At 63.9% G+C, this 26,757-nt stretch carries 23 protein-coding genes and 4 pseudogenes; 12 read left to right on the forward strand and 15 right to left on the reverse strand.

Annotated elements, in window-relative coordinates; translation table 11 throughout:
• The 6 genes and pseudogenes from BVER_RS32290 to BVER_RS31125 all read left to right on the forward strand — a co-directional run.
• A pseudogene (locus tag BVER_RS32290) lies at positions 1–359 on the forward strand (hypothetical protein); the annotation flags it as partial.
• Positions 352–633 carry a hypothetical protein gene (locus BVER_RS02950; RefSeq protein WP_050452016.1) on the forward strand — a complete coding sequence of 94 codons (282 nt, stop codon included), beginning with the start codon at positions 352–354 and terminating at the stop codon, positions 631–633. The pseudogene BVER_RS32290 and the gene BVER_RS02950, both read left to right, overlap by 8 nt.
• Before the next feature lie 131 nt (positions 634–764).
• Entirely contained in the window at positions 765–1,868 is a 1,104-nt protein-coding gene (locus BVER_RS02955) for a TIGR03118 family protein (protein WP_050452071.1), read from the forward strand.
• Positions 1,869–2,040: 172 nt separating this feature from the next.
• Complete coding sequence (locus BVER_RS02960; RefSeq protein ID WP_050452017.1) at positions 2,041–2,745, forward strand: pseudouridine synthase; 705 nt, start codon at positions 2,041–2,043, stop codon at positions 2,743–2,745.
• 58 nt (positions 2,746–2,803) lie between these two features.
• Positions 2,804–3,427: an alpha/beta hydrolase gene (locus BVER_RS02965; protein WP_050452018.1), complete on the forward strand. Its 624-nt coding sequence runs from the start codon at positions 2,804–2,806 to the stop codon at positions 3,425–3,427.
• Complete coding sequence (locus BVER_RS31125) at positions 3,415–3,570, forward strand: hypothetical protein (protein WP_157055905.1); 156 nt, start codon at positions 3,415–3,417, stop codon at positions 3,568–3,570. The genes BVER_RS02965 and BVER_RS31125 overlap by 13 nt, the downstream gene beginning before the upstream one ends.
• A 5-nt stretch (positions 3,571–3,575) precedes the next feature.
• On the opposite strand, the gene BVER_RS02970 is transcribed toward BVER_RS31125, so the two are convergent.
• The 4 genes and pseudogenes from BVER_RS02970 to BVER_RS02985 form a co-directional block, all read right to left on the reverse strand.
• On the reverse strand, positions 3,576–4,367 hold the full coding sequence (locus BVER_RS02970; protein WP_050452019.1) for an anti-sigma factor family protein: 792 nt from the start codon (positions 4,365–4,367) through the stop codon (positions 3,576–3,578).
• A pseudogene (locus BVER_RS02975) lies at positions 4,364–4,880 on the reverse strand (RNA polymerase sigma factor). The gene BVER_RS02970 and the pseudogene BVER_RS02975 overlap by 4 nt, the downstream one beginning before the upstream one ends.
• Positions 4,881–4,895: 15 nt before the next feature.
• The gene (locus BVER_RS02980; RefSeq protein ID WP_050452020.1) at positions 4,896–5,438 is read right to left on the reverse strand and encodes a hypothetical protein; all 543 of its coding nucleotides are present in this window, start codon (positions 5,436–5,438) and stop codon (positions 4,896–4,898) included.
• A 112-nt stretch (positions 5,439–5,550) separates the two neighbouring features.
• Positions 5,551–6,804, reverse strand: a complete 1,254-nt coding sequence (locus BVER_RS02985; RefSeq protein ID WP_050452021.1) for a LysR family transcriptional regulator — start codon at positions 6,802–6,804, stop codon at positions 5,551–5,553.
• Positions 6,805–6,936: 132 nt separating this feature from the next.
• Between BVER_RS02985 and BVER_RS02990 the strand changes: the two genes are divergently transcribed.
• Positions 6,937–7,413 (forward strand): universal stress protein, encoded by a 477-nt coding sequence (locus BVER_RS02990; protein ID WP_050452022.1) that lies wholly within the window; start codon positions 6,937–6,939, stop codon positions 7,411–7,413.
• Between the two features lie 7 nt (positions 7,414–7,420).
• Here BVER_RS02990 and BVER_RS02995 read toward each other — a convergent pair whose 3' ends face one another.
• Both BVER_RS02995 and BVER_RS03000 read right to left on the reverse strand, forming a co-directional pair.
• Positions 7,421–8,230, reverse strand: coding sequence for a siderophore-interacting protein (locus tag BVER_RS02995; protein WP_370444175.1), 810 nt, complete (start codon positions 8,228–8,230; stop codon positions 7,421–7,423).
• A gap of 55 nt (positions 8,231–8,285) precedes the next feature.
• A complete protein-coding gene (locus BVER_RS03000; RefSeq protein WP_198155143.1) occupies positions 8,286–9,053 on the reverse strand; it encodes a PadR family transcriptional regulator in 768 nt (255 codons plus the stop codon).
• Positions 9,054–9,341: 288 nt separating this feature from the next.
• Between BVER_RS03000 and BVER_RS29775 the strand changes: the two genes are divergently transcribed.
• The 3 genes and pseudogenes from BVER_RS29775 (at position 9,342) to BVER_RS03025 (ending at position 15,162) form a co-directional block, all read left to right on the forward strand.
• The gene (locus tag BVER_RS29775; protein WP_198155144.1) at positions 9,342–11,387 is read left to right on the forward strand and encodes a two-partner secretion domain-containing protein; all 2,046 of its coding nucleotides are present in this window, start codon (positions 9,342–9,344) and stop codon (positions 11,385–11,387) included.
• A 329-nt stretch (positions 11,388–11,716) separates the two neighbouring features.
• Positions 11,717–14,051: pseudogene (locus BVER_RS03020) on the forward strand (phosphoketolase family protein).
• Between the two features lie 4 nt (positions 14,052–14,055).
• Complete coding sequence (locus BVER_RS03025) at positions 14,056–15,162, forward strand: acetate/propionate family kinase (RefSeq protein WP_050452027.1); 1,107 nt, start codon at positions 14,056–14,058, stop codon at positions 15,160–15,162.
• A gap of 106 nt (positions 15,163–15,268) precedes the next feature.
• Here the strand turns inward: BVER_RS03025 and BVER_RS03030 are convergent.
• From BVER_RS03030 to BVER_RS03055, 6 genes and pseudogenes are all read right to left on the reverse strand, one after another.
• A pseudogene (locus tag BVER_RS03030) lies at positions 15,269–16,613 on the reverse strand (MFS transporter).
• Between the two features lie 36 nt (positions 16,614–16,649).
• A complete protein-coding gene (locus tag BVER_RS03035) occupies positions 16,650–17,600 on the reverse strand; it encodes a hydroxymethylglutaryl-CoA lyase (RefSeq protein ID WP_050452028.1) in 951 nt (316 codons plus the stop codon).
• On the reverse strand, positions 17,597–18,790 hold the full coding sequence (locus tag BVER_RS03040) for a CaiB/BaiF CoA transferase family protein (RefSeq protein WP_050452029.1): 1,194 nt from the start codon (positions 18,788–18,790) through the stop codon (positions 17,597–17,599). Before BVER_RS03040 ends, BVER_RS03035 begins: the two co-directional genes overlap by 4 nt.
• Positions 18,791–18,894: 104 nt before the next feature.
• Entirely contained in the window at positions 18,895–19,803 is a 909-nt protein-coding gene (locus tag BVER_RS03045; protein ID WP_050452030.1) for a LysR family transcriptional regulator, read from the reverse strand.
• 9 nt (positions 19,804–19,812) lie between these two features.
• Positions 19,813–20,199 carry a PaaI family thioesterase gene (locus tag BVER_RS03050; protein ID WP_050452031.1) on the reverse strand — a complete coding sequence of 129 codons (387 nt, stop codon included), beginning with the start codon at positions 20,197–20,199 and terminating at the stop codon, positions 19,813–19,815.
• 120 nt (positions 20,200–20,319) lie between these two features.
• Complete coding sequence (locus BVER_RS03055; RefSeq protein WP_157055906.1) at positions 20,320–20,844, reverse strand: hypothetical protein; 525 nt, start codon at positions 20,842–20,844, stop codon at positions 20,320–20,322.
• A gap of 57 nt (positions 20,845–20,901) precedes the next feature.
• On the opposite strand from BVER_RS03055, the gene BVER_RS32295 reads away from it, so the two are divergent.
• On the forward strand, positions 20,902–21,051 hold the full coding sequence (locus BVER_RS32295) for a hypothetical protein (protein ID WP_198155145.1): 150 nt from the start codon (positions 20,902–20,904) through the stop codon (positions 21,049–21,051).
• Between the two features lie 601 nt (positions 21,052–21,652).
• On the opposite strand, the gene BVER_RS03060 is transcribed toward BVER_RS32295, so the two are convergent.
• Both BVER_RS03060 and amaB read right to left on the reverse strand, forming a co-directional pair.
• A complete protein-coding gene (locus BVER_RS03060; protein ID WP_050452033.1) occupies positions 21,653–22,825 on the reverse strand; it encodes an NAD(P)/FAD-dependent oxidoreductase in 1,173 nt (390 codons plus the stop codon).
• 56 nt (positions 22,826–22,881) lie between these two features.
• Positions 22,882–24,357, reverse strand: coding sequence for an L-piperidine-6-carboxylate dehydrogenase (amaB, locus tag BVER_RS03065; RefSeq protein ID WP_050452034.1), 1,476 nt, complete (start codon positions 24,355–24,357; stop codon positions 22,882–22,884).
• A gap of 229 nt (positions 24,358–24,586) precedes the next feature.
• On the opposite strand from amaB, the gene BVER_RS03070 reads away from it, so the two are divergent.
• Positions 24,587–25,198, forward strand: coding sequence for a helix-turn-helix domain-containing protein (locus BVER_RS03070; RefSeq protein ID WP_050452035.1), 612 nt, complete (start codon positions 24,587–24,589; stop codon positions 25,196–25,198).
• Here the strand turns inward: BVER_RS03070 and BVER_RS03075 are convergent.
• Positions 25,195–26,676, reverse strand: a complete 1,482-nt coding sequence (locus BVER_RS03075) for a cytochrome P450 (RefSeq protein ID WP_050452036.1) — start codon at positions 26,674–26,676, stop codon at positions 25,195–25,197. The genes BVER_RS03070 and BVER_RS03075 overlap by 4 nt on opposite strands.
• Positions 26,677–26,757 lie beyond the last annotated feature (81 nt).

Raw genomic sequence — 26,757 nt, forward strand, 5'->3', positions numbered from 1 at the left:
ACAGCGCGCAGCCTTCTGTCACGGCGCGAGTCGCCACGACGCAACCGCCGAAGCGCCAAGCGCCGACGACAGTCGCGTCCATCGACAAACCCGCCGTCGCACAGAAAGCGGAAGCAAAAGAAACCCCGTCGCCAGCATTCGAGCGCACGCTCGCGGCGGCCGAGCAATCGCTGGCGGCGCGCGATCTGTCGTCCGCGCGTCGTCATATCCGCTCGTTGCGCGGCAGCGAAGCGCGCAGCACCGAAATCCAGCAAATCAATCGCCGCCGATCTGGCGAAGCAGGAACGCGCCCGCGATACGGCCATCGCCAGCGCGCGCGCCTGCAACCTGAAGCAGGAAGCATCGTGCGCGGTGCGTAACGCGCGTCGAGCCGTATCGCTCGATCCGCGCAATGCGCAAGCGCAGACGGTGCTGCGTCAGGCGATGGCCGTGCAGAACGACGCCAACGAGGACGTCTTCCGTCAGGCCAGCGCGATGCCCATGCCCGTCTCGCCCGCGATGACCTTCGACGGACGCTGGAGCGTCGGTCAGAAGCACAGCACATCGACGCGCGAACGCAGCGAGGGCAAGGCCTTCACGCTGTTCGGCCTGAGCGTGCCGATGGTCGCGAAGGGGCGCGGCGACGCGCATTGACGGCATCCGATACAAGCTGTCGGGAATGGCACCGGCATTGCCGCGACTTTGACGCGGAATAAGGGCACGAGCACATCCGTTTTGTGGTGACGATCGATCAGACGGCGCTGGCGCGTCGAGGAGACATCATCATGCAGAACGGATTGTTGAGCCGCGCGCGCTCGTGTGCCGCGATCGTCGTGGCGTTGACCGCGACCCTGACGGGCCTCGCGTCCTGTGGCGGTTCCGACGGCGGCATGCTGTCGCCGACGCGCTTCAAGGCCACGGCCGTCGTGTCCGATGGCGCGATCGCCGCGCCCCACACCGACCCGAATCTGAAGAACGCCTGGGGCGTCGCGTTCAATCCGCAGGGCTTCGTCTGGGTCGCGAATAACGGCTCGCAGACCGCGACGCTCTACGACGGCAACGGCGTCGTGCAGTCGCTCGTCGTGTCGATCCCCGCGACCGCGAGCGGCCCGGCGAATCCGACCGGCATCGTGTTCAACAACGGCGCGGACGTGACGATCGCGCGCAACGGCAAATCGGGCACGGCCGCGTTCATCTTCGCGGGCGAAGGCGGCTCGATCACGGCGTGGGCGCCGGCCGTCGACACGACGCACGCCTTCACCGTCGCCGATTCGAGCGCGTCCGGGGCGGTCTACAAGGGCCTCGCGATCGCCGCGACGGCAAGCGGCCATCGCTTCTACGCAAGCGATTTCCACAACAACAAGATCGACGTGTTCGACGCCACCTTCACGCCGATCACCGTATCCGGCGGTTTCCGCGATCCGCAGATCCCGGCCGGTTTCGCACCGTTCGGCATCCAGACGATCGGCGCGAAGATCTTCGTGACCTACGCGAAGCAGGACGCCGACATGCACGACGACGTGCCCGGCGCGGGCAACGGTTTCATCGACGTGTTCGATGTCGACGGCACGCTGCTGCAGCGCTTCGCGCAGAACGGCCAGCTGAACGCGTCGTGGGGCGTCGCGCTCGCGCCGGGCAACTTCGGCACCTTCAGCAACACGATTCTGGTCGGCAATTTCGGCGACGGCACCATCGACGCCTTCGATCCGACTACCGGCGCCTTCGTCGGCCAGCTGATGAACAGCGACGGCACGCCGCTCGTGCAGCGCGGGCTGTGGGGCATCGCCTTCGGCAACAACCTGAACGCGCAGCCGTCGAATACGCTGTTCTTCGCCGCCGGGCCGAATTTCGAGGCCGATGGCGTGTACGGCTGCATCGACATGCAATAGCGCATCCGCTTCCCCGGGCGATGATGCCGGCCACGGACGCCGTCTTGTCCGTAAGCGCATCGCCCGCTCGCGTCGTCCGCCTCGCGCGGACGGCGTTTTTTTGCCTGCATCGGATGGATCGGGACGACGCGTGCGGCTTGTTAAAATGCGCGCTTCACCTTCCGCTCATCCGATGGACCTCGAAACCCTCCTCTTCTCGCAAGGCTTCGGGTCGCGCCGCCAGTGCCGCGGCATCGTCGCCGAAGGCCGTGTGCGCATCGGCGGCATCGTGCGCGACGATCCGCATGCCGACGTCGATATCGCCGCGCCGCTCGACTTCGACGTCGACGGCCGGACGTGGACGTATCGCGAGAAAGCGTATCTCGCGCTGAACAAGCCGCCGGGCTACGAATGCTCGCGCGATCCGCAGCATCATCTGAGCGTGTTTCATCTGCCGCCGCCACTCGTCGAGCGCGGCGTGCAGGCGGTCGGGCGGCTCGATCAGGACACCACCGGCCTGCTGCTGCTGTCCGACGACGGCGCGTTCGTGCACGCCTTCACCTCGCCCAAGCGCAAGGTGCCGAAGGTCTATCTGGCGACGCTCAAACATCCGCTCGACGACGCGCAACTCGCCAAGCTCCGCGACGGCGTCCTGCTGCACGGCGAAAGCAAGCCGAGCGCGGCGCTCGGCGCCGAACGGCGCGATACGCATCTGCTCGAACTGACCGTGCTCGAAGGCAAATATCATCAGGTGAAGCGCATGGTCGCGGCGGCGGGCAACCGGGTGGAGAAACTGCATCGCAAGCGCGTCGGCGGTTATGCTTTGCCTGATACGCTCGCCGAAGGCGCATGGCGCTGGCTGGACGGCGACGACCTCGCGCTGCTGCGTCGGACATAGCGCGGGCATCGGCAACAGCGCGGCATCCGCGCGGCCGCATCGGATCAACGGGGACACCATGACCATTTCGACCAGACGGCGTTTGCTCGTGGCCGCCGGGCTCGTTGCGGGCGCGACGGCCATCGGCACGCTGCGCGTGCGCGCGAGCCTGAAAGACCAGCGCGCCGACGGCATTCCCTACGGCGATCACGCGCGCCAGGTGCTCGACGTCTACGCGCCCGAAGTCGACAGCGGCGGCGCGCGTCCGGTCGTCGTGTATCTGTACGGCGGCGGCTGGCAAGGCGGACAGCGCAAGGCGTCGCGGCCGATCGCGCAGACGCTGGCCGCGCACGGCATCGTGACGTTCGCGCCGGATTATCGCGTGTATCCGCAGACCGTTTTTCCGGGCTTTATCGAAGACGCGGCGGCCGCCGTTCGATGGACGCATCAGCATGCGCACGAATTCGGCGGCGATCCCGAGCGGATGATCATCATGGGCCATTCGGCGGGCGCGCATATCGCGGCGATGGTCGCGACCGCGCCGCAGTATCTTCAGGCCGACGGGTTGTCGAAGGCGTCGTTGCGCGGCATGGTCGGGCTGGCCGGGCCGTATTCGCAATTCACGACCGATCCGCACATGGCGGAAATTTTCCCCGCCGCGTCGCGCCCGCAGGCGATGCCGATCCGGATGTGCGCGAGCTGATCGATAACTTCATCGCAGAAGCGCCCGCGAGAAAGATGCAGGTGGAATGCCGCAAGTTTCCGCGCGTGGAAGCGGGGCTGAACGTGTCGAAGGTGCGGCGCAGTTTTCCGCGCATGACGCAGCAGTCGATGAGCACCGAGTAAGCCAATCAGCCGGGCGTCGTCGCTGTCAGTTGCGCATAGACGTCATGCGCGAGTTCCAGCATCGTCTTACGGTCGATGCCGCCCGACACCGCATAACCGAAATCCCCGTCGACCCAGTAGAACACGTTGACGGGGCCATCCTGATAGAGCTTGAACGCTGTCGTATTCGCGCTGACCTTGCGATGCGAAATGCACAAGGTCACGCGTTCGCCCTTCGCATCGCGATACATGAACTGCGCGACGGGACCGTCGTCGCCCGGCAGCAGACGGCCGCCCATCAGTTCGAAACCGTTCTTGTAGAGCATCGGCGGATGCACGTCGGTGCCGAGCCGATTGGTCAGAAAGCGCACGAAATCCTGCTCGCGATCGCGGCCGATATCCGCCGGACGATCGACTGCGGGCATATACACGACATGCGCGAGTGCGGCCTGTCGCACGAAGCCTTCAGTGACATCGTTCGCATCGCTGACAGATAGACCAGGCACGCGCGTGCCGATAACGCCGCCTGCACCGATGCCAATACCGATGCCCAGCACGAGCGCCGCCGCGATACCCGCAAACCGCGGCCAGCGCGTTTGCTTCACGACCCGCAGACGCTCGGGCACCGGCTCACTGAGCACGCGATCGTAGCGCTCATGGAACATATTGTTCAGCGAAAAATAATCGCTGACGCGCGCGGCCAGCGCCGGATTCATTTCGATCGCGCGTTCGACTTGCGCGCGACGTTCGCCGGACAACGCGCCATCGACATAGGCGTGAATTTCTTCCTCGCTGATCGGCAGCGGTCGCTCGTTCATCGCACCACCTTGAGTCTGGCGTGCGGCTGCGTGCCGGACATCAGCGTGCGCAGCCGTTCGCGTCCGCGCGACAGTCTCGACATCACCGTGCCGATCGGAATCTCCAGCGCCGATGCCACTTCGGCGTAACTCATATCCTCCAGCCCGATCAGCAGCACGACCTCGCGCTGATCGTCGGGCAGACGTTGCAGCGCGTAGTCGAGATCGAGCACTTCGAGCGAATGGCTCGAAGTGCTCGGGACCGCGAAATCGCTTTCGTTCATTTCATCGCTATCGACGGAAACGTGCTGCGCGCGGGCCGACGCGCGGCGCACCTGATTGACGAAGACGTTATGCATGATGGTGAAGAGCCACGCGCGCAGATCGCTGCCGAACTGGAACATCGCGGCGCGCGACAGGGCACGCTCGAGCGTGTCCTGCACGAGATCGTCGGCGAGCTCGCGATTGTTCAGCAGCGCGCGCGTAACGCCGCAGACGCGGCATATGCTCCATCAGTTGATCGCGAATGTCCATCGCATCCATCGCGCGTCAGGGCGACGTGAGCGCGTCGGCCGCGCGCATCAGGCCGTTCGTGCTCGCCTGGCCCGCTAGCACGTAGCGCTTGCCGTCGAGCGTCCAGGACAGCAGACGCAAGTCGCCCACGCGTCGCGCGCGCCAGTGCGGTGCATCGGCGGCGAGCGGATCGGGCGTGATCAGCAGCGCGATCGCATCGCCTTCGGCGTTCCGATACACGTATTCGTCGATACGCTCGAACGCGCCGGGGCGACGGCTGCGCGTATCGATCAATTCGAGACCGATCGGCGTGAGTTGCAGAAAATGCGGATCGTGCGCGATATTCGGCTTGTGTTCGGCCGTGCGCTGACGAGCCGTTTGCGTGAGCGCCATGACGGCCGCCGCGTCGAGCGTGTCGGCGGGGACGTGCGCCGCGTTCAGGCACGCGCCGAAGATCGCGAACAGCAATGCGCCGAGCTGCACCGTGCACCAGCCGCGCGGCGCGATGACCGTCGCGGGAGGCGGACGGCCAGGTGCCGCCGATGAGCGCGTCGAGCGCGTCGGGTGCATCGAGGGCATGGATATTTCGTCGGGCGAGGGTTTCACGCATGATGGGCGCATCGCTTTTTCAGGCTCTTGATGCGCTAACAGTTCCGGCACGCGATTTATTCCCACGCCGCTACGGAAAAAATCAATCGCCGATGGTATTCACGCGCGCCGGGTGATTGACTTGATCCACCGTCAGGCGAATCGCGTCGATCAGCACGCGCGCGGCCGGCGAGGGCGTGCCGCCCGCGCGCAAGGTCAGGCCGATATCGCGCCGCGTGTTCTGCATCGCGATATCGAGCACGACGATCTGTCCGGATTCGCATTCATAGTGCAATTGCTGCGCCGATACGGCGGCGAGCATGTCGGTATGCGTCAGCAGCCCGCGAATGACGGCGAGATCGGCGGTTTCGACGGTCGGCATCGGCGGCTTGAGCTTCCAGCGCTTGAACTGCGCTTCGAACATGCCGTGCGCGGGCGCGTGGCTGCGCGGCAAGACCCATTGCGCCGAACTCAACTCCTTAAGCGACAAGCCGCGCATTTGCGCCAGCGGATGATCGCGCCGCGCGATCACCACCATGTCTTCCGACATGAGCCGTTCGTTCGCGAGTCCGCTCGATGCATCGTTGGGGCGCAGCGCGCCGAGCACGAAATCGATATCGCCCGCGCGCAAACCGGCAACGAGCGTTTCATACGCGCTTTCATCGGTGACGATGCGCACGCCCGGATATTGCGCCGCGACCCGCGCGATCGCGCCGGGCAGGATCAGCGTGCGTCCGAGCGGCAAGGAGCCGACCGTCACGTCGCCCTGAATCGTGCCGCGCAGGGCCGCGAGATCGTCGGGAATATGCCGCAGCTCGTTCAGCGCGCGACGCACATGCAGCACGAAGGTTTCGCCTTCGCTGGTCAGCAACAGCCCGCGCGGGCTGCGATGAAACAACTGCATGCCCGCGCCCGTCTCCATGATGCGGATCGCGCTGCTGACGGCCGGTTGGCTCAGCCCGAGCGTCTGCGTGGCGCTCGGCATGTGCCGATGCCGCGCGAGCGCGGAGAACAGTTGCAGCCGGCGCGTGTTGAGCAGAAACGCGGGCAATGCGCCGCCGGTCGACGTGCGACGTCGCGACTGACGCGCGGCGCACCATTGGCCGAGTTCTTCCAGTTCCGCGAAGATGCGCTCGCAACGCTGCAAAACGGCGCGTCCGGCGGGCGTCGGCAGCATGCCGGACGGACGGCGCTCCAGCAGCGTTTCGCCGACCGCCGCTTCCAGTTCCTGCAACGATCGCGTGACGGCCGATTGCGCGCGAAACAGCGCGGCGGCGGCGCGCGTGGCGCTGCCGGTCTGCGCGACCAGACGGAAGGCGCGCAGATAGGCGAGATTGAGCAGTTCGCGAGGGTTCATGAAGTCGGGCGCGGAGAGGGCGGCGGTATCAGTTTAATTTATCGCGCGGCGCGTGCTCCGTGCTCACTCGCCGCTAATTCTTCGCGCGGATGATGCCTTCACTTACACAGCGCATCGTCGGAGGGAAAGATCATGATCAGGCATATTCTCGTCGCCGTCGGACCGAGTTTCAGCGAAGCGGCGTTGTCGGTCGCGATCAATCGCGCGCGGCGCGCGAAGGCGCGTCTGACCGTGCTGCATGTCATCGACGAAACGCCATGGTGGTCCGGCCCGTTCGCCGAAAGCGCCTGCGATACGCGCGCGATCACGCATCAGCTCGCGCTGGCGATTCGCGGCCATAGCGAAAAGATGCTTCGCGATGCCGGCATCGAAGCCGACTGGCGCACCCGCACGCGCGATGGCCGCAGCGTCGCGCGCGTGATCGCCGATATCGCGGCGCTGCTCGGCGCGGATCTGGTCGTGCTCGGCACACGGCGGCGCGGTTTGCTCGCGCTCGGCATTCATCATGTGCGCGCGATCGTGAGCCGCCATGCCCGATGCGATGTGTTGATCGCGACCGACCGCGCGCCGCAGAACGCACGCGTGATCGAGTGGCCGACGTCGGCGTGATCGCGCCTCAATCGTCGATGGTGCCGTGCACGCCTTGCTCGCCGCGTTTCCAGTACGCGGACGCGCGGATCCGCTTTTTATCGACGCCGCGCTCTTCGCACAGCAGCTGGCGTACCGCGCGCATCAGCGTGGCTTCGCCGGCGGCCCAGACATAGCCGTCGCCTTCGGGCACGAAGGTTTTGCGCAGCGCGAGCAGCAGTGCGCCGCCCGGATGGTCGCTTCCGTTCCAATAGCGCCATTGCGCGTAGAGATCGGCGCGCGTGTCGAACTCGATGCGCGCGTCGGCATCGGCGACTTCGATCAGCGTCGCCACGCGCGTCCCGGCGGGCAATTCCTCCAGACGACGGGCGATGGCGGGCAGCGCGGTTTCATCGCCGATCAGCAGATGCCAGTCGAATTGCGTCGGAATCACGAACGAGCCGCGCGGCCCGCCGATGCCGAGAAACTGGCCGGGCGCGGCCTGCATCGCCCATTCGGTGGCGGGGCCGGCGTCGTGCAGCGCGAAATCGAGGTCGAGTTCGCGGGCGGCGCGATCGAAGCGGCGCGGCGTGAAATCGCGCGCGATCGGACGCGGCTTGGCGGGATCGAAGACCGGGCCGTTGGGGCCGGCCGTCGGGACCGTGGGTTTCGTTTCGCCAGGCGCGGGGAAAAACACCTTTACGTGATCGTCGAACGAGGCGCTTTCGAAGTCGGAGAGCGCGTCGCCCGCGAGCGTCACCCGCACGAAATGCGGATTGAGCCGCTCGACGCGCGTCACTTCGAGCAGGCGGAACTTGAGCGCGTGACTTGGAGTTCGGGCCGGTCTTGCAGCACGGATGCGGTGGATTCGGTCATCGTCGTGTCGCTCCTGATGTCTTTAAGGCTTATTGTCTTTAAGGCTGTTTCGGATCGGCGTTCTGCTCGATCTCGGCGGTGGCGCGGGCGAGGATCGCGGCGATGCGGCGCTGCTCGTCCTGCGATGCATCGGTGCGCAGCAGCAGCGCGCGTTTCAGCGCACGGCGCGCGGCAATCAGCTCGGGCACCCAGCCGCCGTCGCCCGGTTGCTCCTCGACGTCCTCGCCCATATAGGCGCGGCGCACGAGGTCCATCTTGCGGGCGAAGTGCGTGAGCTTGGCGAGCATGATGTCGACGCGTTCGCGATTCGTCGCGAGGTACTCGCGGCCGGCATCGGACAGCGCATAACGCTTGCGATTGCCTTCGAGTTCGACGGTGGTATAGCCGAGTTCCTCGAGATAGGTCAGCGCCGGATACACCATGCCGGGACTGGGCGCGTAGAAACCGTTCGAGCGGTCTTCCAGCGCCTTGATCAGTTCGTAACCGTGACGCGGCGCTTCCGCGAGCATGGCGAGCAGCAGCAGTTGCAGATCGTCCGACGAAAACTTGCGGCCGCGCGGCATCATGCCGTCCTCGCCGAAACCGCCCATGCCACCCATGCCACCCATGCCACCCATGCCACCCATGCCGCCGGGGCCGCCAGGATCACCACCGAAGCGGCCACCGCCGCCGTGTCGATGACGGCCGATCATGCCCCAACGCTCGAAGGCGAATCGCTCGGCCCAGCGCGGTGCGTCGAAGGGAAAGTCGAAACCGAAGCGGCCGAACGTGTCGTCTCGGCCGCGGTGAAAGCATTTGGATCTCATGACAACACTCCTTTGGATATGTCGTAAAACATATCTAAAGATATGTATCGTAAGAGTGTCTGTCAAGGTGAATTTTGGGACGCGTGGGGCACACGCTGGTCCGGCGTCACGGCGCTTGTTAATTCAGGTCGAAACGCCTTATGTGCGACACCCCACATAAGGCTTTGTTGTGAGCATTTACTATCTGCGCGCCTGCCGCACCTTTTCAGATCTTTCCGGCTCTCGCGATTCGGGCAAACGTTTGCGGATCAACAAGCGACCAACAACAAATACTTATCTGGAGGGCTCATGCGCAGCCTGCACTCGCATTACGTTCGGCAATTTCGACGCTTCCCGTTGCGGCCTCTGTCCTTGCTCGTACCGCTCGTCGCGGGCATCTGCGCCACCGCCGCTCATGCAACGCCGGTCATTCCGCAAGGCGGACAGTTCGTAGCGGGAAGCGGAACGATCACGCCTTCGGGGCCGTCGGTTTCCGTGTATCAGTCGACGCCGCGCGGCATCATCGACTGGAAGAGTTTTTCGATCGGCAACGGCGCCACCGTGGTGATCAACAACGAGGGCGGTGCAACGCTGGCGCGCGTGACGGGCTCGGACATCTCGCGGATCGACGGCAGGCTCTCCGTCAACGGCAGCTTCTATCTCGTCAATCCGCAAGGCGTGGTGATCGGCACGAGCGGCGTGGTCACGACGGGCGGACGCTTCGTCGCCTCCGCGATCGATGTTAGCAACGCGAGCTTCATGCAGGGCGACACCATCGATTTCGCGGGCAGCGGAAAGGGGGCCGTCGTCAACCAGGGCAAGATCAGTTCGACCTTCGGCGACGTGCTGCTGATCTCGCGCACGCTCGCCGAGAACGACGGCACCATCAGCGCGCCGAACGGCTCCGCCGAACTCGCGACCGCCGACGAGGTGTATTTGCGCGATTCGACGTACTCGCCGCAACTCTATATCGAGCCTTCGACGAGCCACGGCGACGCCGTCAACAAAGGCAGCATCACGGCGGCGCAGATCGCGTTGCAGGCGGCGGACGGCAATGTGTTCGCGCTCGCGGGCAACAACTCGGCCATGCGGGCCACCGGCACGTCCTTGCGCGATGGCCATGTCTGGCTCGTCGCCAACAAGGGTACGGCGGGCGCACGTGCACGATGCGATCTACGCCAGGAACGCCGACGGCAGCGGCGGCACCGTGGAGACGATGGGCAACGCGCTCCATCTCGACAACGCGGACATCCATGCCGGAATGTGGGATATCACCACGCCGGTGTTCAACGTCGGTCCTTCCACGGCCGCGACGCTGCTGAAGCAGTTGAATCAGGGCACCTCGCTGATGCTCTACGGATCGAACGGCGACGTCACGCTCGAGCAGACGATGCGCTGGACCGGCGACGCATCGCTGTCCGTCAACTCCGGTTATTCGGTGATCGTCGGGCCGATGGCGACGATCGGCAACACGGGCGCGGGCAATCTCACCTTGCGCGCGGACCTGACCGGAGCCGACTACGGCAGCAGCGTGACCAACCGTGGCACGATCGACTGGTCCAAAAGCACGCCTTCGCACTCAGCGTTCGCGACGACCGGCATCACCGGCGTTTTCGCAAGGCGCTGATCGAGCACGTCAACGACCGCACCACGCGCGGCTTGCCGCTGATGTCCTTCGCCACGCCGCCGCTTCCCGATGACGGGCCGCTCAGCATCGTGAATCCCGGCCAGCCGCTTGCCATCGTCACGCTTTATACGCCGAATGTGGCGAGTTACGGGCGCATCGCCGAGGCCAATTTCAGGCGGTATTGCGAGCGTCATGGCTACACGCTTTATGTGCATCGCGAGATTCCCGCGCATCTGAACGACGGCAAGACCGCCGGCAACTGGCTCAAGCCCGCGTTGCTGCGCGAATACTTGCCGCATCACGAATGGACTTTCTGGGTCGATGCCGATGTGCTCTTCAACGACATGGACCGCAGACTCGAATCCATCGTCGACGGTCGCGATGCCGTCTTCGCGCGCGATGTCGGCAATTGGTGGTTCAACTCGGGCATCATGGGTTTCCGCCGCACGCAACCCAGCTACGACGCGTTCCATTATTTGCTGGACGACTGCGCCAAGCTCGACGACAAATCCTCCGTCTACGCGAACAAGGGCGATCAGTTCTATTTCGGCCGCCAGTTCAGTCAGCATCCGGATTGGGATCCCGCGCGCGTGTCGTCGTTCATCGAATGGAATACGCCGTGGATTTACCGGCGGCCGGATAGCTTCATGGTGCATTACATCGGCATGTGGGAAGATCACAAAGCCCTGCAAATGGATTACGACATCGGTCAATCCGCTTTGGAATAAAAGACTTAACGATCGTCAAAACACGGCCGCGTCAACACAAGTATGATGTTCGCGGCGTGTTTTCAAGCCCTTTTCTTCGCGGCATCGCGCTTGCTTCAAGGGCCACGCGCAATAAATGCCGCACGCACGCCGAACGTATTCGGCGCTTGCCAACAAAGCGCCACGAAGCTTTCCGATCATAGACATCTCACCGCGAATGCCACGACGCATTCGCCGCCGCACGCACGACGCTCGACCCATTCTCACTGCGCAAGGAGAAGCAATTGAACGACGACGTCCAAGGCACGATTCCGGCCGGCACGCCATTGAGCACCGAACTGCTCGCCGATATGCACGCGTACTGGCGCGCCTGCAATTACCTCTCGGTCGGCATGATTTACTTGCGCGCCAATCCGCTGTTGCGCGAACCGCTGCAGGCCGAGCACATCAAGCGGCGTCTGCTCGGACATTGTGGTTCCGATCCGGGGCAATCCTTCGTGTGGGTGCATCTGAACTGGCTGATCAAGCGCGACGATCTGAACGTGATGTTCGTCTCCGGTCCCGGCCACGGCGCGCCCGCGACGCTCTCCAATGCGTATCTCGAAGGCCATTACTCGGAAATCTATCCCGATCGCAGCGCCGACGAGCGCGGCATGCTGAAGCTGTTCCGCGCGTTTTCATCGCCTGGCAGGATCGGCTCGCACTGCACACCGGAGACGCCCGGATCGATCCACGAAGGCGGCGAACTCGGCTACAGCCTGTCGCATTCGTTCGGCGCGGCGTTCGACAATCCCGATCTGATCGTCGCGACGATGGTCGGCGACGGCGAAGCGGAAACCGGTCCGCTCGCGACCTCGTGGCATTCCAACAAGTTTCTCAATCCGGCGACGGACGGCGCGGTGTTGCCGATTCTGCATCTGAACGGCTACAAGATCGCCAACCCAACGATTCTCGCGCGCATTCCGCACGACGAACTCGAAGCGCTGATGAAGGGCTACGGCTACGCGCCGCATTTCGTCGAAGGCGACGAGCCCGAGGCGATGCATCAGCGCATGGCGGCCGTGCTGGAGCGCTGTATCGCCGATATCCGCGCGATTCAGACGCATGCGCGCGCGCATCCCGACGATATCGAACGTCCGCGCTGGCCGATGATCGTGCTGCGATCGCCGAAGGGTTGGACCGGTCCGAAGGAAGTCGACGGCCACAAGGTGGAAAATTTCTGGCGCTCGCATCAGGTGCCGATTGCGGACCCGGCGACCAATCGCAAAAATCTCGCGGTGCTCGAACAATGGATGCGCAGCTACAAGCCCGAAGAACTGTTCGATGAGAACGGCACGCTGATCGAAAAACTGCGCGCGCTCGCGCCCGATGGCACGCGTCGCATCAGCGCCAATCCGCATGCGAACGGCGGCGTGTTGCGTCAATCGCTCGATCTGCCGGATATCCGCGAGTACGCGTTCGAGTTCAGGCATGCCGCGAGCGAGTATCAATCGCCGACGGCCGTGCTCGCCACGTTCCTACGCGATGTGATCCGCCGCAACATGACGCGCTTTCGCCTGTTCGGCCCCGATGAAACCGCGAGCAATAAACTCGACGGCGTGTACGAAGCATCGGACAAGCGCTGGCTCGCCGAGACCTTGCCCGAAGATGCGGATGGCGGCGCGTTGTCCATCGACGGACGCGTGATGGAAATGCTCTCGGAACACACGCTCGAAGGCTGGTTCGAAGGCTACGTGCTGACCGGTCGTCACGGCCTGTTCGCGACGTACGAAGCCTTTGTGCATGTGATCGACTCGATGTTCAACCAGCATACCAAGTGGCTCGAAAAAGCCAAGAACGAACTGGACTGGCGACAGCCCGTGCCGTCGATCAACCTGCTGATCACCTCGCTCGTCTGGCGTCAGGATCACAACGGCTTCACGCATCAGGACCCCGGTTTCCTCGATGTCGTCACCAATAAAAGTCCCGGCGTGGTGCGCATCTATTTGCCGCCCGATGCGAACTGTCTGCTGAGCGTGGCGGATCACTGTCTGCGCACGCACGATTACGTGAATGTGATCGTCGCGGACAAGCAGCCGCATCTGCAATATCTGAGCATGCAGGATGCGATCGTGCATTGCGCGAAGGGCATCGGTATCTGGGATTGGGCATCGACGGATCAGGGACATGAGCCGGACGTCGTGATCGCCTCCGCCGGCGATATCGCGACGATGGAAGCGCTCGCCGCAGTCGAGATCCTCAAGCAGCATTGCGCCGACCTGAAGATTCGCTTCGTCAACGTGGTCGATCTGTTCCGGCTGATGCCCGATACCGATCATCCGCACGGTCTGTCCGATCGCGACTTCGATTCGATTTTCACGCGCGACAAACCGGTCATCTTCAACTTCCATTCGTATCCGTCGTTGGTGCATAAGCTTACGTACAACCGCACCAATCACGCGAATATGCATGTGCATGGCTATCGCGAGCGCGGCAATATCAACACGCCAGTTCGAACTGGCGATCATCAATGGCGTGGATCGTTATTCGCTCGCCATCGACGTGATCGATCGCGTTCCGCGCATCCGCAATAGCGCCGCGCATACCAAGGACTCGCTCAAGAATCAGCAGATCGAAGCCGTGCGATATGCGCATGAGGAAGGCATCGACCGCGAGGAAATCCGCGCCTGGACCTGGAAGGCCTGAGCCCATGAAACAAGGCATTTTGGTGTTGAATAGCGGATCGTCGTCGCTGAAGTTCGGCGTGTTTTTGCCGCGCGACGGCGACGAGCACGCGTGGCTGTCCGGCAGCGCGAAAGGTATCGGACGCGAGAACGGCACGCTCGCGATTCGCTCCGATGACGGCTCGATCGATATCGCGCAGAATCATCTGATGGAGTCGCAGCACGACGCCTTGCAGCGCATCGCCGATGTCCTGCGCGAGCACTTGCATGAACCGCTCGCGGCGGTCGGGCATCGCGTGGTGCATGGCGGGCCGCATCTGCGTGAGCATGGCGAAATCACGCCCGAGATCGAACAGACCTTGCGCGATGCGGTGCCGTTCGCGCCCTTGCATCTGCCGGCATCGCTTGCGCTGATCGACGAAGCGCGCGGGATGTTCAGCGACGCGCCGCATTATGCGTGCTTCGATACGGCGTTTCATCGCACGATGCCCGAAGTCGCCACGCATTATGCGTTGCCGGGCGAATACAAGGCGCGCGGCGTCATGCGATACGGCTTTCACGGGCTGTCGTATGAGTCCATCGTGAAGTCGCTCAGCGCGGAGCTGGCGCCGCGCACGGTGATCGCGCATCTGGGCAGCGGCGCGAGTCTGTGCGCGCTGAAGGACGGCCGCTCCGTCGATACCTCGATGGACATGACGCCGACCGGCGGCATTCCGATGGCCACGCGCAGCGGCGATCTCGATCCGGGCGTGATCATTCATCTGCTGCGCCACGAATCGCTCGATGCGGGCGCGGTCGAGGCGCTCGTCAACAAGCACTGCGGCCTCAAAGCGCTCTCCTCATCCGACGACGATATGCCCGCGCTGCTCGCCCGCCGCGATCGCGGCGACGCCGACGCGACGCTGGCCATCGACGTGTTCTGCATGGCGATTCGCAAGACCATCGGCGCGTATGCGGCCGCGTTGGGCGGGATCGATCTGATCGTGTTCAGCGGCGGCATCGGCGAACACAGCGAGGCGATTCGTGCGGACGTATTGCGCGGACTGGAGTTTCTCGGCGCGCGGCATCGCGTGGTGGCGACGGAAGAGGAAAGGCAGATTGCGCGGCATTGCCGAGCGATGATGACGGGCTGATACGTTTTACATTTTGCATGCAAAATTCCGCGTGCGCGGGATTGCATGCATTACACAAAATGCCAACGCCCGGCGGGATCGATTCCCGCCGGGCGTTTTTTTACGCTCAGACGCCGTGCTCCGAATGATCCCGCTGCTTGAGCGACTGCGGCAGTCCATATATCAGCAGCAACGCGCACAGCACGCTCATCGCGCCGATCGCGTAAAGCGCGGGCGTCGTGCTGCCGGTCACGTCGCGAATGCGCCCGACCATCACGGGACTGACGATGCCGCCCAATTGCCCGAGCGTGTTGATCAGCGCGATGCCGCCCGCCGCGCCCGCGCCGGTCAGCAGCTTCGGCGGCAGCGCCCAGAACGCCGGAATCGATGCGATCACGCCCGCGCCCATCACGCCCAGCGCAACGATCAGCAGCGTCGTCTGCTTGTCGAACACGCCTGCCGCGAAGAAGCCCGCCGCGGCCATCAACAGCAGCGCGCACACGAACTTGCGACGCTCGCCCGACGTATCCGACATGCGCCCCACCACGACCATGCAGATCGCGCCGCAGATATACGGCACCGCCGTCAGCAAGCCGATGATGGTCGGATTCGACGTGCCCGCCGCACGAATCAGATGCGGCGCCCAGACCCAGAAATTGAGGCCGTAGGATGCGACCTGAATCAGGAAATAGATCAGGCCGAGCATCAGGAAACCGGGGGTCTTGATCGCGCCGAACAGAGAGTGGCCGGTGTCCGTGTGCTGGCTTTGCGTCGCAATCTGGCTCTTCAGATAAGCCTTCTCGGAACTCGTGAGCCACGCGGCGTCATCGACGCGATCTTTCATCACCACCAGCACCACGATGCCCAGCACGATGCACGGCATGCCGCCGAGCAGGAACAGCCATTGCCATCCCGCGATGCCCGCTACGCCGTTCATATGCCCCAGCACGAGGCCCGACAGCGGCGCGCCGAACAGTCCCGAAAACGCCGACGCGAGAAACAGCAGCGACGTGATGCGTCCGCGATAGCTGGCCGGAAACCACAGCGTCAGGTAATACAGCACGCCGGGCGCGAAGCCCGCTTCCATCGGCGCCGATGATGAAGCGCAGCCCGTAGAACTGCCACTCCGTTTGCACGAAGACCATCAGCGCCGTCGCGATACCCCATGAAATCATGATCCGCGCGATCCACCGGCGCGCGCCGACCTTGTAGAGCAGCATATTGCTCGGCACTTCGAACAACACATAGCCGATCACGAACAGGCTCGCGCCGAGGCCGTATGCCGTATCGGACAGGCCCAGCGAACTCTGCATCTGAAACTTCGCGAAGCTGATATTGATGCGGTCGAAGAACGCGAAGAAATAGCACAGCATGATGAGCGGCATCAGCCGCCACGCTACCTTGCGGATGATCTCCGCCGTGTTCTCCAGCACTTGCGGCTTGTCGGCCGCGCCTACGCTTAGGTCGCTCATGGTTGTCTCCTGGTATTTTGTATTCGTTTGGTGATGTCAGATCGTCAGCACGTATTCCGGCACGGGATGCAGATCGCAGTTGCGTCCGGCTTTCGCCACTTGCCCCGACACCTCATGCCCGACGAGCGCGGGCAGCGTGCGTGACAACGCAATCAGCTTTTGCAGATCGACGCCGGTCGGAATGCCCATCTCGTCGCACATGTTCACGAGGTCTTCGGTGCAGATGTTTCCCGATGCGCCCGGCGCGAACGGACAGCCGCCGAGGCCGCCGAGCGCGGCATCGAAGCGGCGCGCGCCGGCATCGTAGGCAGCGAGCACGTTGGCGAGGCCGAGACCGCGCGTGTTATGGAAATGCAGCGTCAAATCGGCGGCGGAAACGTGTTCGAGCACGCGCGAAACGAGCCGCGCAACCTGACGCGGATTCGCCATGCCGGTCGTATCCGCGAGCGTGATGCCCGCAATGCCCATCTCGCGATACGCGCGCGCGATCGACACGACCCGATCCTCGTCGATGCGTCCTTCGAACGGGCAGCCGAATGCCGTCGCCACCGTGGCGTTTAGCGAGACTTTTGCATGCTGAATGCCATCGACGAGCCGCACAATGTCGCCGAAACCCGCCAGCGACAACTCGCAACTCATCCGCATATTGGCGCGGTTGTGCGTCTGACTCGCGGACATCACGAGGTTCAGCTCATCGGCGTTGGCGGCAAGCGCGCGTTCCGCGCCCTTCACTTTCGGCACGAGCGCGACGTAGATCACGCCTTCTCTGCGCGCGATGCCGTTGAATACGGCATCGCCGTCGCGCAAAGCGGGAATCGCTTTCGGCGATACGAACGAGCCCGCCTCGATACGCGTGAAGCCGCACGCCGATAAACCGTCGATCAGCGCGATTTTGTCGGCCGTCTCGACCCATTGCGTCTCGATCTGCAAACCGTCGCGCGACGCGACTTCCTGAACCAGCAGCGGTTCTTTGTATTCAAAATTCATTGCACCGCTCCTTCGGCGCGCAGACGCGCCACTTCGTCGGCATCGAAGCCGAGCGATTCGAGTACCGAATGCGTGTGCTCGCCGAGCGTCGGTCCTTGCCAGCGCACTTCGCCCGGCGTCTCCGAGAGCTTCGGCACGATGCCCGGCATCTTCACCGATGCGCCGCCGGGCAAGTCGGCGTCGAGCAACATCTCGCGCGCCTGATAATGCGCATCGCCGACGATATCCGCGACCGAATAGATGCGGCCCGACGGCACTTCGGCACGTTCGAGCGTCGCGAGCACGTCGTCCATCGAGTGATGCGAGGTCCAGGCGTCGATGGCGGCATCGAGCATCGCGCTCTGCTTCACGCGGCCGTCGTTTTGCGCGAGCGCGGGATCGTCGGCGAGATCGGGACGGCCGATCACCTGCATCAGACGCTTGTAGATCGGATCGCTATTGCCCGCGATCACGACAAAGCCGCCATCCTCCGTGCGATACATATTCGACGGCGCGATGCCCGGCAATGCGCCGCCGCTGCGTTCGCGCACATGGCCGAGCAGGTCGTATTCGGGGATCAAGCTTTCCATCAGATTGAAGACGCTCTCGACCAGCGACACATCGACGACCTGCCCGTCGCCCTGACCGGTCTTCACGCGCAACAGCGACATCAACGCGCCGATCACGCCGTGCAGCGACGCCAGCGAATCGCCGAGACTCACGCCGACGCGCGCGGGCAAACCTTCCGCGTCGCCGGTCGTGTAGCGGATGCCGCCCATCGCCTCGCCGATCGCGCCGAAGCCCGGACGATCGCGGTACGGACCCGTCTGGCCGTAGCCGAAGATCCGCACCATTGTCAGTTTCGGGTTGATTGCATGCAAAACGTCCCAGCCGAGGCCGAGCTTTTCGAGCGCGCCGGGACGCATGTTTTCGATGACGACGTCGGCATCTTTCGCGAGCCGCTTGATGACGTCGGCGCCTTCGGCCGACTTGAGGTTCACGCACACCGACTTCTTGTTGCGCGACTGGAGATACCACCAGAGTGAGGTGCCTTCGTGCAGCTTGCGCCACTTGCGAAGAGGATCGCCGCCATTGGGCGTTTCGATCTTGATGACTTCCGCGCCGAACTCGGCCATCATGCGCGCCGCAAACGGCGCGGCGATCAGCGTACCGATTTCGATCACGCGAATGCCCTTGAGAGGTCCGCTCATGCCACTTGTCTCCGTCTATATGAATCGTCGAGACAAGCTTATTGGCGAACGCTCGCACGCGTCCAACCGCATTTCGGCAAGGATCGTTCGCCAAACGCGAACGCTCAGCCCTCGCGCGCTTCCACGGAACGCAGGTGATCGAACAGCAAGCGACTCACCGGCGAGAGCGCATTCGAATCGCGCACGACGATGATCAGGCTGCGCGCCGCCCAGTCGTCTTCGAGCGGCACGGCGGCGAGGCCGAGCTGACGGCCCATCGCTTCGAACACTTGCAGCGGCAGCACGCCGACGCCCATGCCGGCCTGCACCATGCGGCACACGGCGTCGAAACCGGGCATGTGGATGCGCAAGCGCAGCGCGCGCCCTGCCTGACGCGCGGCCAGATGCGTGCGCATATTGATGGAACTGGCCGAATGCAGGCCGATGTGGTCGTAATCGAGAGTATCGGCGAAAGGCGCGCTCGCGCGGGCGGCGAGCGGATGATCGCCCGGCGTGACGATCGCGAGCCGGTCGTGGCGATAGTGCGCGGTTTCGAGGCCGCGCGTGTCGGCATCGCCGGAACAGATGCCCAGATCGACCACACCTTCGACAATGCCGCCGCTCGGCCGCTCTTCCAGGTCAATCTTGATCTGCTCGTGCTCGCAACTGAAGGCGCGCAGATCTTCCGGCAGAAATTCGACGATGGCGGACAGATTCGCCATCATCCGCACGTAGCCGCGCACGCCGCTCGCATGTTCCGCCAGTTCGATGCCGATATTCTCGACATCGCGCAACACGCGGCGCGCGTGATGCAGCAGCGTTTCGCCCGCGGGCGTCAGCTCCATGCCGCGCGCCCGGCGTTCGAACAGCGTTGCGCCGACCGCCTGTTCGAGTTCGAGCAGCCGCTTGCTCGCCGCCGACACGGCAATCGCCTCGCGCTCCGCCGCGCGTGTCAGCGTGCCTTCCTCGTACACGGCGAGAAACAGTTGCAGCGTGGTGAGATCGAGCCGGCGCAGCAGATTGCGGAGTGCCATGAACGACGATCAGCGCGCGTATTTGAAGGTGCCCTGGGCGCTCGCTATCATCACGCGATCGTCGACCCAGGCCTCGCCGCGCGCGAAATACACCGAGCGGCCCGCGCGCTCCAGAAAGCCCTTGGCCACCACCTTGTCGCCGATGCCGCGATCCAGATAATTCACCGTCAACGACAGCGTGAAGCCGTGCACCGGCTCCGTGCCCGACGTGAAAAGTCCCGCGTAGCCGTAAGCCGCGTCGAGCAGCGTGGCGATCGCGCCGCCTTGCAGGATGCGTTGCCGGTTCAAATGGCCGGCGTGAATCGGCATGGTGAATTCGGCGTAGCCCGCGCGCCATACGGTATGTGTCGCGCCGAGCGCTTCGAGAAACGGATTGTCGAGGTCCAATTGTGCCAACTCGGGTGGTCTCCCTTGCGTCGTCGTTGCGGGGCAATCGTGATTAATTGTGCCATCGCACGCTGCATGGCGTGTGAAAAAGCCCGCGCGAGGCGGGCTTGTCGGTCAGGAGCGGCGGGCTCAGCCGGGTTCGCGCAGCGGTAGCGGTTTCGACCCCGAACGCAGATAAAGCGCGAGCAACAGCAAAACCGCCAGCTTCGCGAAACATTCCACGCTCGACAGAAACGCCAGCCACGGCGCGCGATCGAACTCCGCCGGCAATTCCGGGCCGATCGCCAGCACGCTCGTCAGGCAGATGAAAAGCAACAGATAGCGCGCCCAGCGCCGTCCGCGCATCGACAGGGCCGCGATCAGCAGCAACATGGTTTTCGATGCGATGACGGCAGCGGTCTGCTCACGGCTGCTGCTGAGGTCGATTTCCCACGGCACTTCGAACAGCGACCACGCGACCATCACACACGTCGACACCGCGAGCGCGCGACGCAGCCGTGCGGCATCGGCCCGCAAGCGAGAAAAGGAACGGGCACGCTTCGACGCGAGCGCCGCGCGTTCGGGCGCGGGCGCATGCGCGCTATCGTGACGCACGGGCGCGACCACGGGCCGCCGGGCCGAATCGAGTACGGCGGGTTCGTCGGCACGCGTCATACGCACCCCCGTCCGGCGCGCACGGATTCGCAATCCATATCGATATCTCCATTCACATTGGCCAGCGTAGGCGATCAAAAAAACGCCCACCACGGCGCGTCGTCGCCATACGGCATCGGCGATTTAGTTTTTCTTGCGATGGAAATATCTTTCCAGTTTCACGACAGTAAAACGCGCAAGTCAATCGCGGACGCGGCGTTAATCTGAGCATTAACGATACCCAAAGCCACCGCGCATCGCGAATTGCCTTTCGCTATCGTGCGTTACCGCGCGCAGCGTCTGAAAATGCGTTTCCGGCACGCAACGAATCGACTTGCAAAATGCCTAGTTATATCCACGAATGACGCAGGGCTTACGTTCCTCTTCACCTTTTTCACCGGCGAAACGATCGCAGATTTCCGCCACGTATTCGTGGTTCCCCCGATACCTGCGTGCTGCGATGACAAACCGGTGCTTCAGCACCGGCGGGCATTTAGCCGTCGTCCATCCAGGCGTAGTAATGCATATCGGTTTTGGCGTCCATTTTTATGTCTCCATTCAATCATGCGGTCACGCATGCGTTCATCCGAACGATAGTTCCAGAATGCTCCTGTTGCAGCGAACTGGCCCTAGTGGATTTCATTAATGGACGGCACCGTTTGATGAACGCATGATGAAAAAAATGTGCATTTTCAACGCGGTCATTCTTTCCACCATCCGGTTATCGCGTTTCATATAGTCTTTGCGGCAAACAAAAAGCCCGGCATCGCGCCGGGCATTTTTGTTTGTGCTTAGCGCTTCAATAAGCAAGGCTTAAGTCAACAATTCTTCATACCACGTTTTTTTCGACGATCGGCCGCCCTTCCAGCACGCGGCTCCAGCCGAGCGGGGAAAGATCGAGCGTGGTGTAGCGGCCGTGCAGGATCAGTTCGCTCACGCCGCGCCCCGTCGCCGGGCCTTGTTGCAGTCCGTGGCCGCTGAAACCGTTCGCGAACAGGCAATTGTCGATGTCCGGATGCGCGCCGATGATCGCGTTCTGATCGAGCACGTTGTATTCGTAGTAGCCGGACCAGCATCGCTCGACGCGCAGCGCCTCGAATTGCGGCACGCGATGCGCGAGCGTCGGCCAGATCACGTCGTCGAACAGCGCGTGGTCCACTTCGTCGAGCGGCAAGTCGTCGGGATCGTTATCGGCCGATGGCGACGTGCCGCAAATCCAGCCGCGCCCTTCGGGACGAAAATACATGCCGGTCGGGTCGATCAGCAGCGGACAACCGTCGAGCCGCGCCGGCGACGACACGTTGAAAATGCTGCGCCGCCGCGCGTGCACGGGCAGATCGATGCCGAGCATCGCCGCGACCGGACGCGACCAGGCGCCCGCCGCGTTGACGACGACGTCGCATGGATATGTCGTGCCGTTGGCCGCGCGCACGCCGCTCACGCGCCGTCCGTCGCGCTCGATATCCACCGCGTCCGACGCCACATACCGCGCGCCCAGCGATTGCGCCTTGCGCCGCAGCGCCTGCACCAGACCGTAGCCGTCGAACCAGCCTTCGCCGCTTTCGCCGAACACGCCCGAGGCGAGATCGTCGGCGTTGAGCCACGGAAAACGCGCGCGCAACCCGGATGTATCGAGCAGCGTGACGTCCGCGCCGAGGCTGCGCTGCATCGCGTGGTTCTCGCGCAGCGTCGAGTCGCCGCGCGGCGTCGCGAGAAACAGATAGCCGCCTTCGTGCAGATCGATCGACGGACGCTCGCCGTCGACTTCCAGCCGTTCGCCGATCGAACGCAGGAAGTCGATGCCGTACAGCGACATCAACACGGACAGCGGCGTGGAAAACTGCTGCCGGATCGATGCCGCCGACAGCGCCGACGACGAGCGCGCGTAAGTCGGATCGCGCTCGATCACCGTGACCTGCACGGACGGATCAGCCGCGCGCAGAAAGTACGCCACCGAACTGCCGATCACCCCGCCGCCCACGATCACCACGTTAGAAGCCACGCCGCCCCCGTCATTCGTTATGCAATCGAAGTTCAGCCGAGATTGAAGTCGATGCCCTACGCCAGCGGCAACGCCGACGAGTAGTTGATCGTGTTGGTCGCGCGTCGCATATAGCCTTTCCATGCGTCCGATCCGGATTCGCGGCCGCCGCCGGTTTCCTTCTCGCCGCCGAACGCGCCGCCGATTTCCGCGCCGCTCGGCCCGATATTCACGTTCGCGATGCCGCAATCGCTGCCCGACGCCGACAGGAAGCGCTCGGCTTCGCGCAAATCGGTGGTGAACGCGCACGACGACAATCCGTGCGCGGAGGCGTTGTTCGCGGCGATGGCGGCGTCGAAATCGGTGTAGCGCATCAAGTAGAGAATCGGCGCGAAGGTTTCCTTGAGCACGACGTCGCTTTGCGCGGACATTTCGACCAGCGCCGGACGCACGTAATAGCCGTTTTCGAAGCCGCTCACGGTCACGCGTTCGCCACCCGTCACCGTGCCGCCTTCGCCCTTCGCCTGCTCGAGCGCGTCCTGCATGCGCGCGAACGCTTGCACGTCGATCAGCGGACCCATCAGCGTACCTTGTTCGAGCGGATTGCCGACCGGCACCTTCGCGTAAAGCTCCTTCAGACGCGCGACAGTTTCATCGTAGATGCTGTCGTGCACGAACAGGCGGCGCAGCGACGTGCAGCGCTGCCCCGCCGTGCCGACCGCCGAGAACAGGATGCCGCGCAGCGCGAGATCGCGATTGGCCGTCTGCGAGACGATGCCCGCGTTATTGCCGCCGAGTTCGAGAATCGAGCGGCCGAAACGCCGCGCCACTTCGACGCCCACCGTGCGGCCCATTTCCGAGCTGCCGGTCGCGCTGACGATATCCGAGCGCTTGTCCGCGACCAGCTGCGCACCGATCTCGCGTCCGCCGATGACGACCGATGCGAGTCCGTCGGGCGCATCGCCGAATTCGGCCAGCGCGTCCTGCAGAATGCGATCGACGGCGAGCGCGGTGAGCGGCGTCTTTTCCGACGGCTTCCAGACCACCGCGTTGCCGCAGACGAGCGCGAGCGCCGCGTTCCACGACCACACAGCGACCGGGAAATTGAACGCCGAGATCACCGTGCACACGCCGACCGGATGCCACGTCTCCGCCATGCCGTGTCCGGGGCGCTCGGAGGCAATCGTCAGGCCGTAAAGCTGGCGCGACAGGCCGACCGCGAAGTCGCAAATGTCGATCATTTCCTGCACTTCGCCGAGGCCTTCCTGCACGATCTTGCCCGCTTCGAGCGAGACGAGCCGGCCGAGCGCGGCTTTCTTTTCGCGCAGCTTCTGGCCGAGCAGGCGCACCAGTTCGCCACGGCGCGGCGCTGGCACGTCGCGCCATTGCGTGAAGGCGCTGCGGGCGCGGGCGAGCGTGGCGTCGACATCGGCGGCGGTGTGCTGTTTCACGCGGCCGATGACCGCGCCGCTGATGGGCGAATTGACCGTCATGTCGCCGGCGTCCGCGAGGCTCGCGATGCCGAGGTCGGAGAGAATCGATTTTGCGTCCACGGTGGAATCCTTGTCAGTGCTTCGGCGGGTTCGCCGATGTTTCCAATCAGAAACTTTGAGCGGTCCGGCCACTATACGCGCGGATGCCGATGCCCACAACGGTGATCAATATCGGAGTTGTCACTAACGCGGGAGTTTGATCCGATGGCGCTACACTGCGCGGACGGACCGATCCGGTGGCCCGCACAGCCGATGTTATGATCGGAAACAAAAACCCACGACGCATCTCATGAGCAGCCCACGCTTAAGCCCGGCGACCGAGCAATCCGCGACCGATCTCGGCCGTCGCGTCAGGCACGCGCGCGTGTCGAACGATCTGACGCTCGAAACCGCGAGCCGCCTGTGCGGCGTGTCGCGTTCGGCCTTATCGAAAATCGAAAACGGTCTGATGTCGCCGACTTTCGACGTGTTGCAGAAAATCGTGCGCGGCTTGCGGATCGATCTCGCCGAACTGTTCGGCACGTCGCCCGCGCCGAGCGCGAACGGGCGACGCGCGCTCACGCGACGCGACGAAGGTCAGCGTCACGCGTATCGCGGCTATCAGATGGAAGTGCTCGCGACCGAACTCGCGCACAAGGCAATGCTGCCGTTCCGCATCCGCATTTCCGCGCACACGCTCGACGCCTTCGACGACTGGGGCCGTCACGAAGGCGAAGAGTTTCTGTATGTAATCAGCGGCAGCGTCTGCCTGTATTCGGAACTCTACGCGCCGACGCATCTCGACGCCGGCGACAGTCTGTATTTCGACAGCCGCACCGGCCACGCGGCTATTTCCACCAGCAAGGAAGACGCCGAAGTGCTGTGGATGGCGACCGGCGGCGGCGCTCTGCCTAATACCTAATGCGTAACGCGTCCGACGTCGCGTAATTTCAGACGCATCGGGATGGCGTTCGGGCCGGTCGCGAAGGTGCAGACTTCGTGGACATCGGCGGGATCGATCATCAGCGTCGACTCGAAATTCGCCGCCAGCATCGACATGACGAGGCGCATTTCGACCACAGCGAGATGACGTCCCGGGCAGACGCGCGGCCCCGCGCCGAACTGCATGTAGGCGCGTCCGTCGTGCGTGCCCTTCGTTTCGCGATTGTCGTGCAGCCAGCGGTCGGGATCGTAGCGCGACGGATCGGCGAAATGCCGCGCATCGATCATGCCGGGGCGGTTGAGGAAAAACATCTTCGTGCCGGCCGGCAGACGCACGCCGTTCAGACGCACCTCTTCCAGCGGTTCGAACGACAGATACGGCGCCACCGCATGCAGCCGGCTCGCTTCCGTGCAGACGGCTTCGCACAGATCGAGCTCGCGCATCGCGGCATAGCTCGGACACACGGATGCATCGCCCAACACGCCGCGCGCATGTGCCGCGACGCGCGTTTGCAAGGCCTGATCGCTGCCGAGATACAACAATCCCCACGCAATGGCCATCGCCGTGGTGTCTTCGCCCGCGACCAGCATCGTGAGGATATTCGCGGCGACTTCGTCATCGGTGATGCCGGAGCCGGGCGCGTCGCGCTGAATCAGCATCGCTTCGATCAGATTGCGCGGCGGCTCCGCTTCGCCGTCCTGCGCCGCCGATTTGCCGACGCGCGCCGCTTCCGCGCGCAGCCGTTCGCGCGCCCGCGCCATCAGCCCGCGCACATAACGATGCACCTCGGCGATCGCGTGATCGAAACGCCGGTCGCGCGGAAAGCGCACATAGTGCCAGTACGCGAACGGCGCATTGAGACGGAACATCAGCATCGGCATGAGCAGCGAGACGTGCTCCTGAATCAGATCGCGCTCTTTTTCCAGCGTGTTCGGATCTTCGCCGAAGACCAGCGCGCTGGTCACGTCGACGGTGAACAGCCTCAGTTCGTCGATCATATTGACGACGCGGCCCGCGCGCGCGGCGCTTGCCCATCGGCTGCGCAGTCTTTCGGTGATGCCCGCGAGCGTCGGATAGAACGCCTTGATGTGATTGATCGACAGCGCCTGCATGACGAGCCGCCGTTGCGATTCCCACGCGCGGCCTTCGACGGAAAAGAGCCCGTTGCTGCCGACTTCATCGAGAATCGATTCGATGCGCTCGAAGCGTCGATAACGATGCGGCCGTTCGCGCATCACCGTATGCGCGAGTTCGGTGTCGGCCCACACCGTGATGGGCGTGCGTCCGAGGCGAAACACATACGGCGTGCCGAGTTCGGCGGCCCAGCGTTCGAGCACCAGATGATGCCGCGTCGGTGGCGACAATTGCAGCATATGTCCGATGATCGGCAACGCGCCGCGCGGTCGCGGCAAGGTATCGACTTCGCGCAGCGATGCGCTCATGGGCACGGCATTCATGATCAGCCTCCGGCGCGGGCTTGATCACGGAAGGATAGGACACCTGCGGGGAATGGGGATGGGTGTTTGGGCGGGGATGTG

The sequence above is a fragment of the Candidatus Burkholderia verschuerenii genome, from assembly GCF_001189365.1.
Taxonomy (GTDB): domain Bacteria; phylum Pseudomonadota; class Gammaproteobacteria; order Burkholderiales; family Burkholderiaceae; genus Caballeronia; species Caballeronia verschuerenii.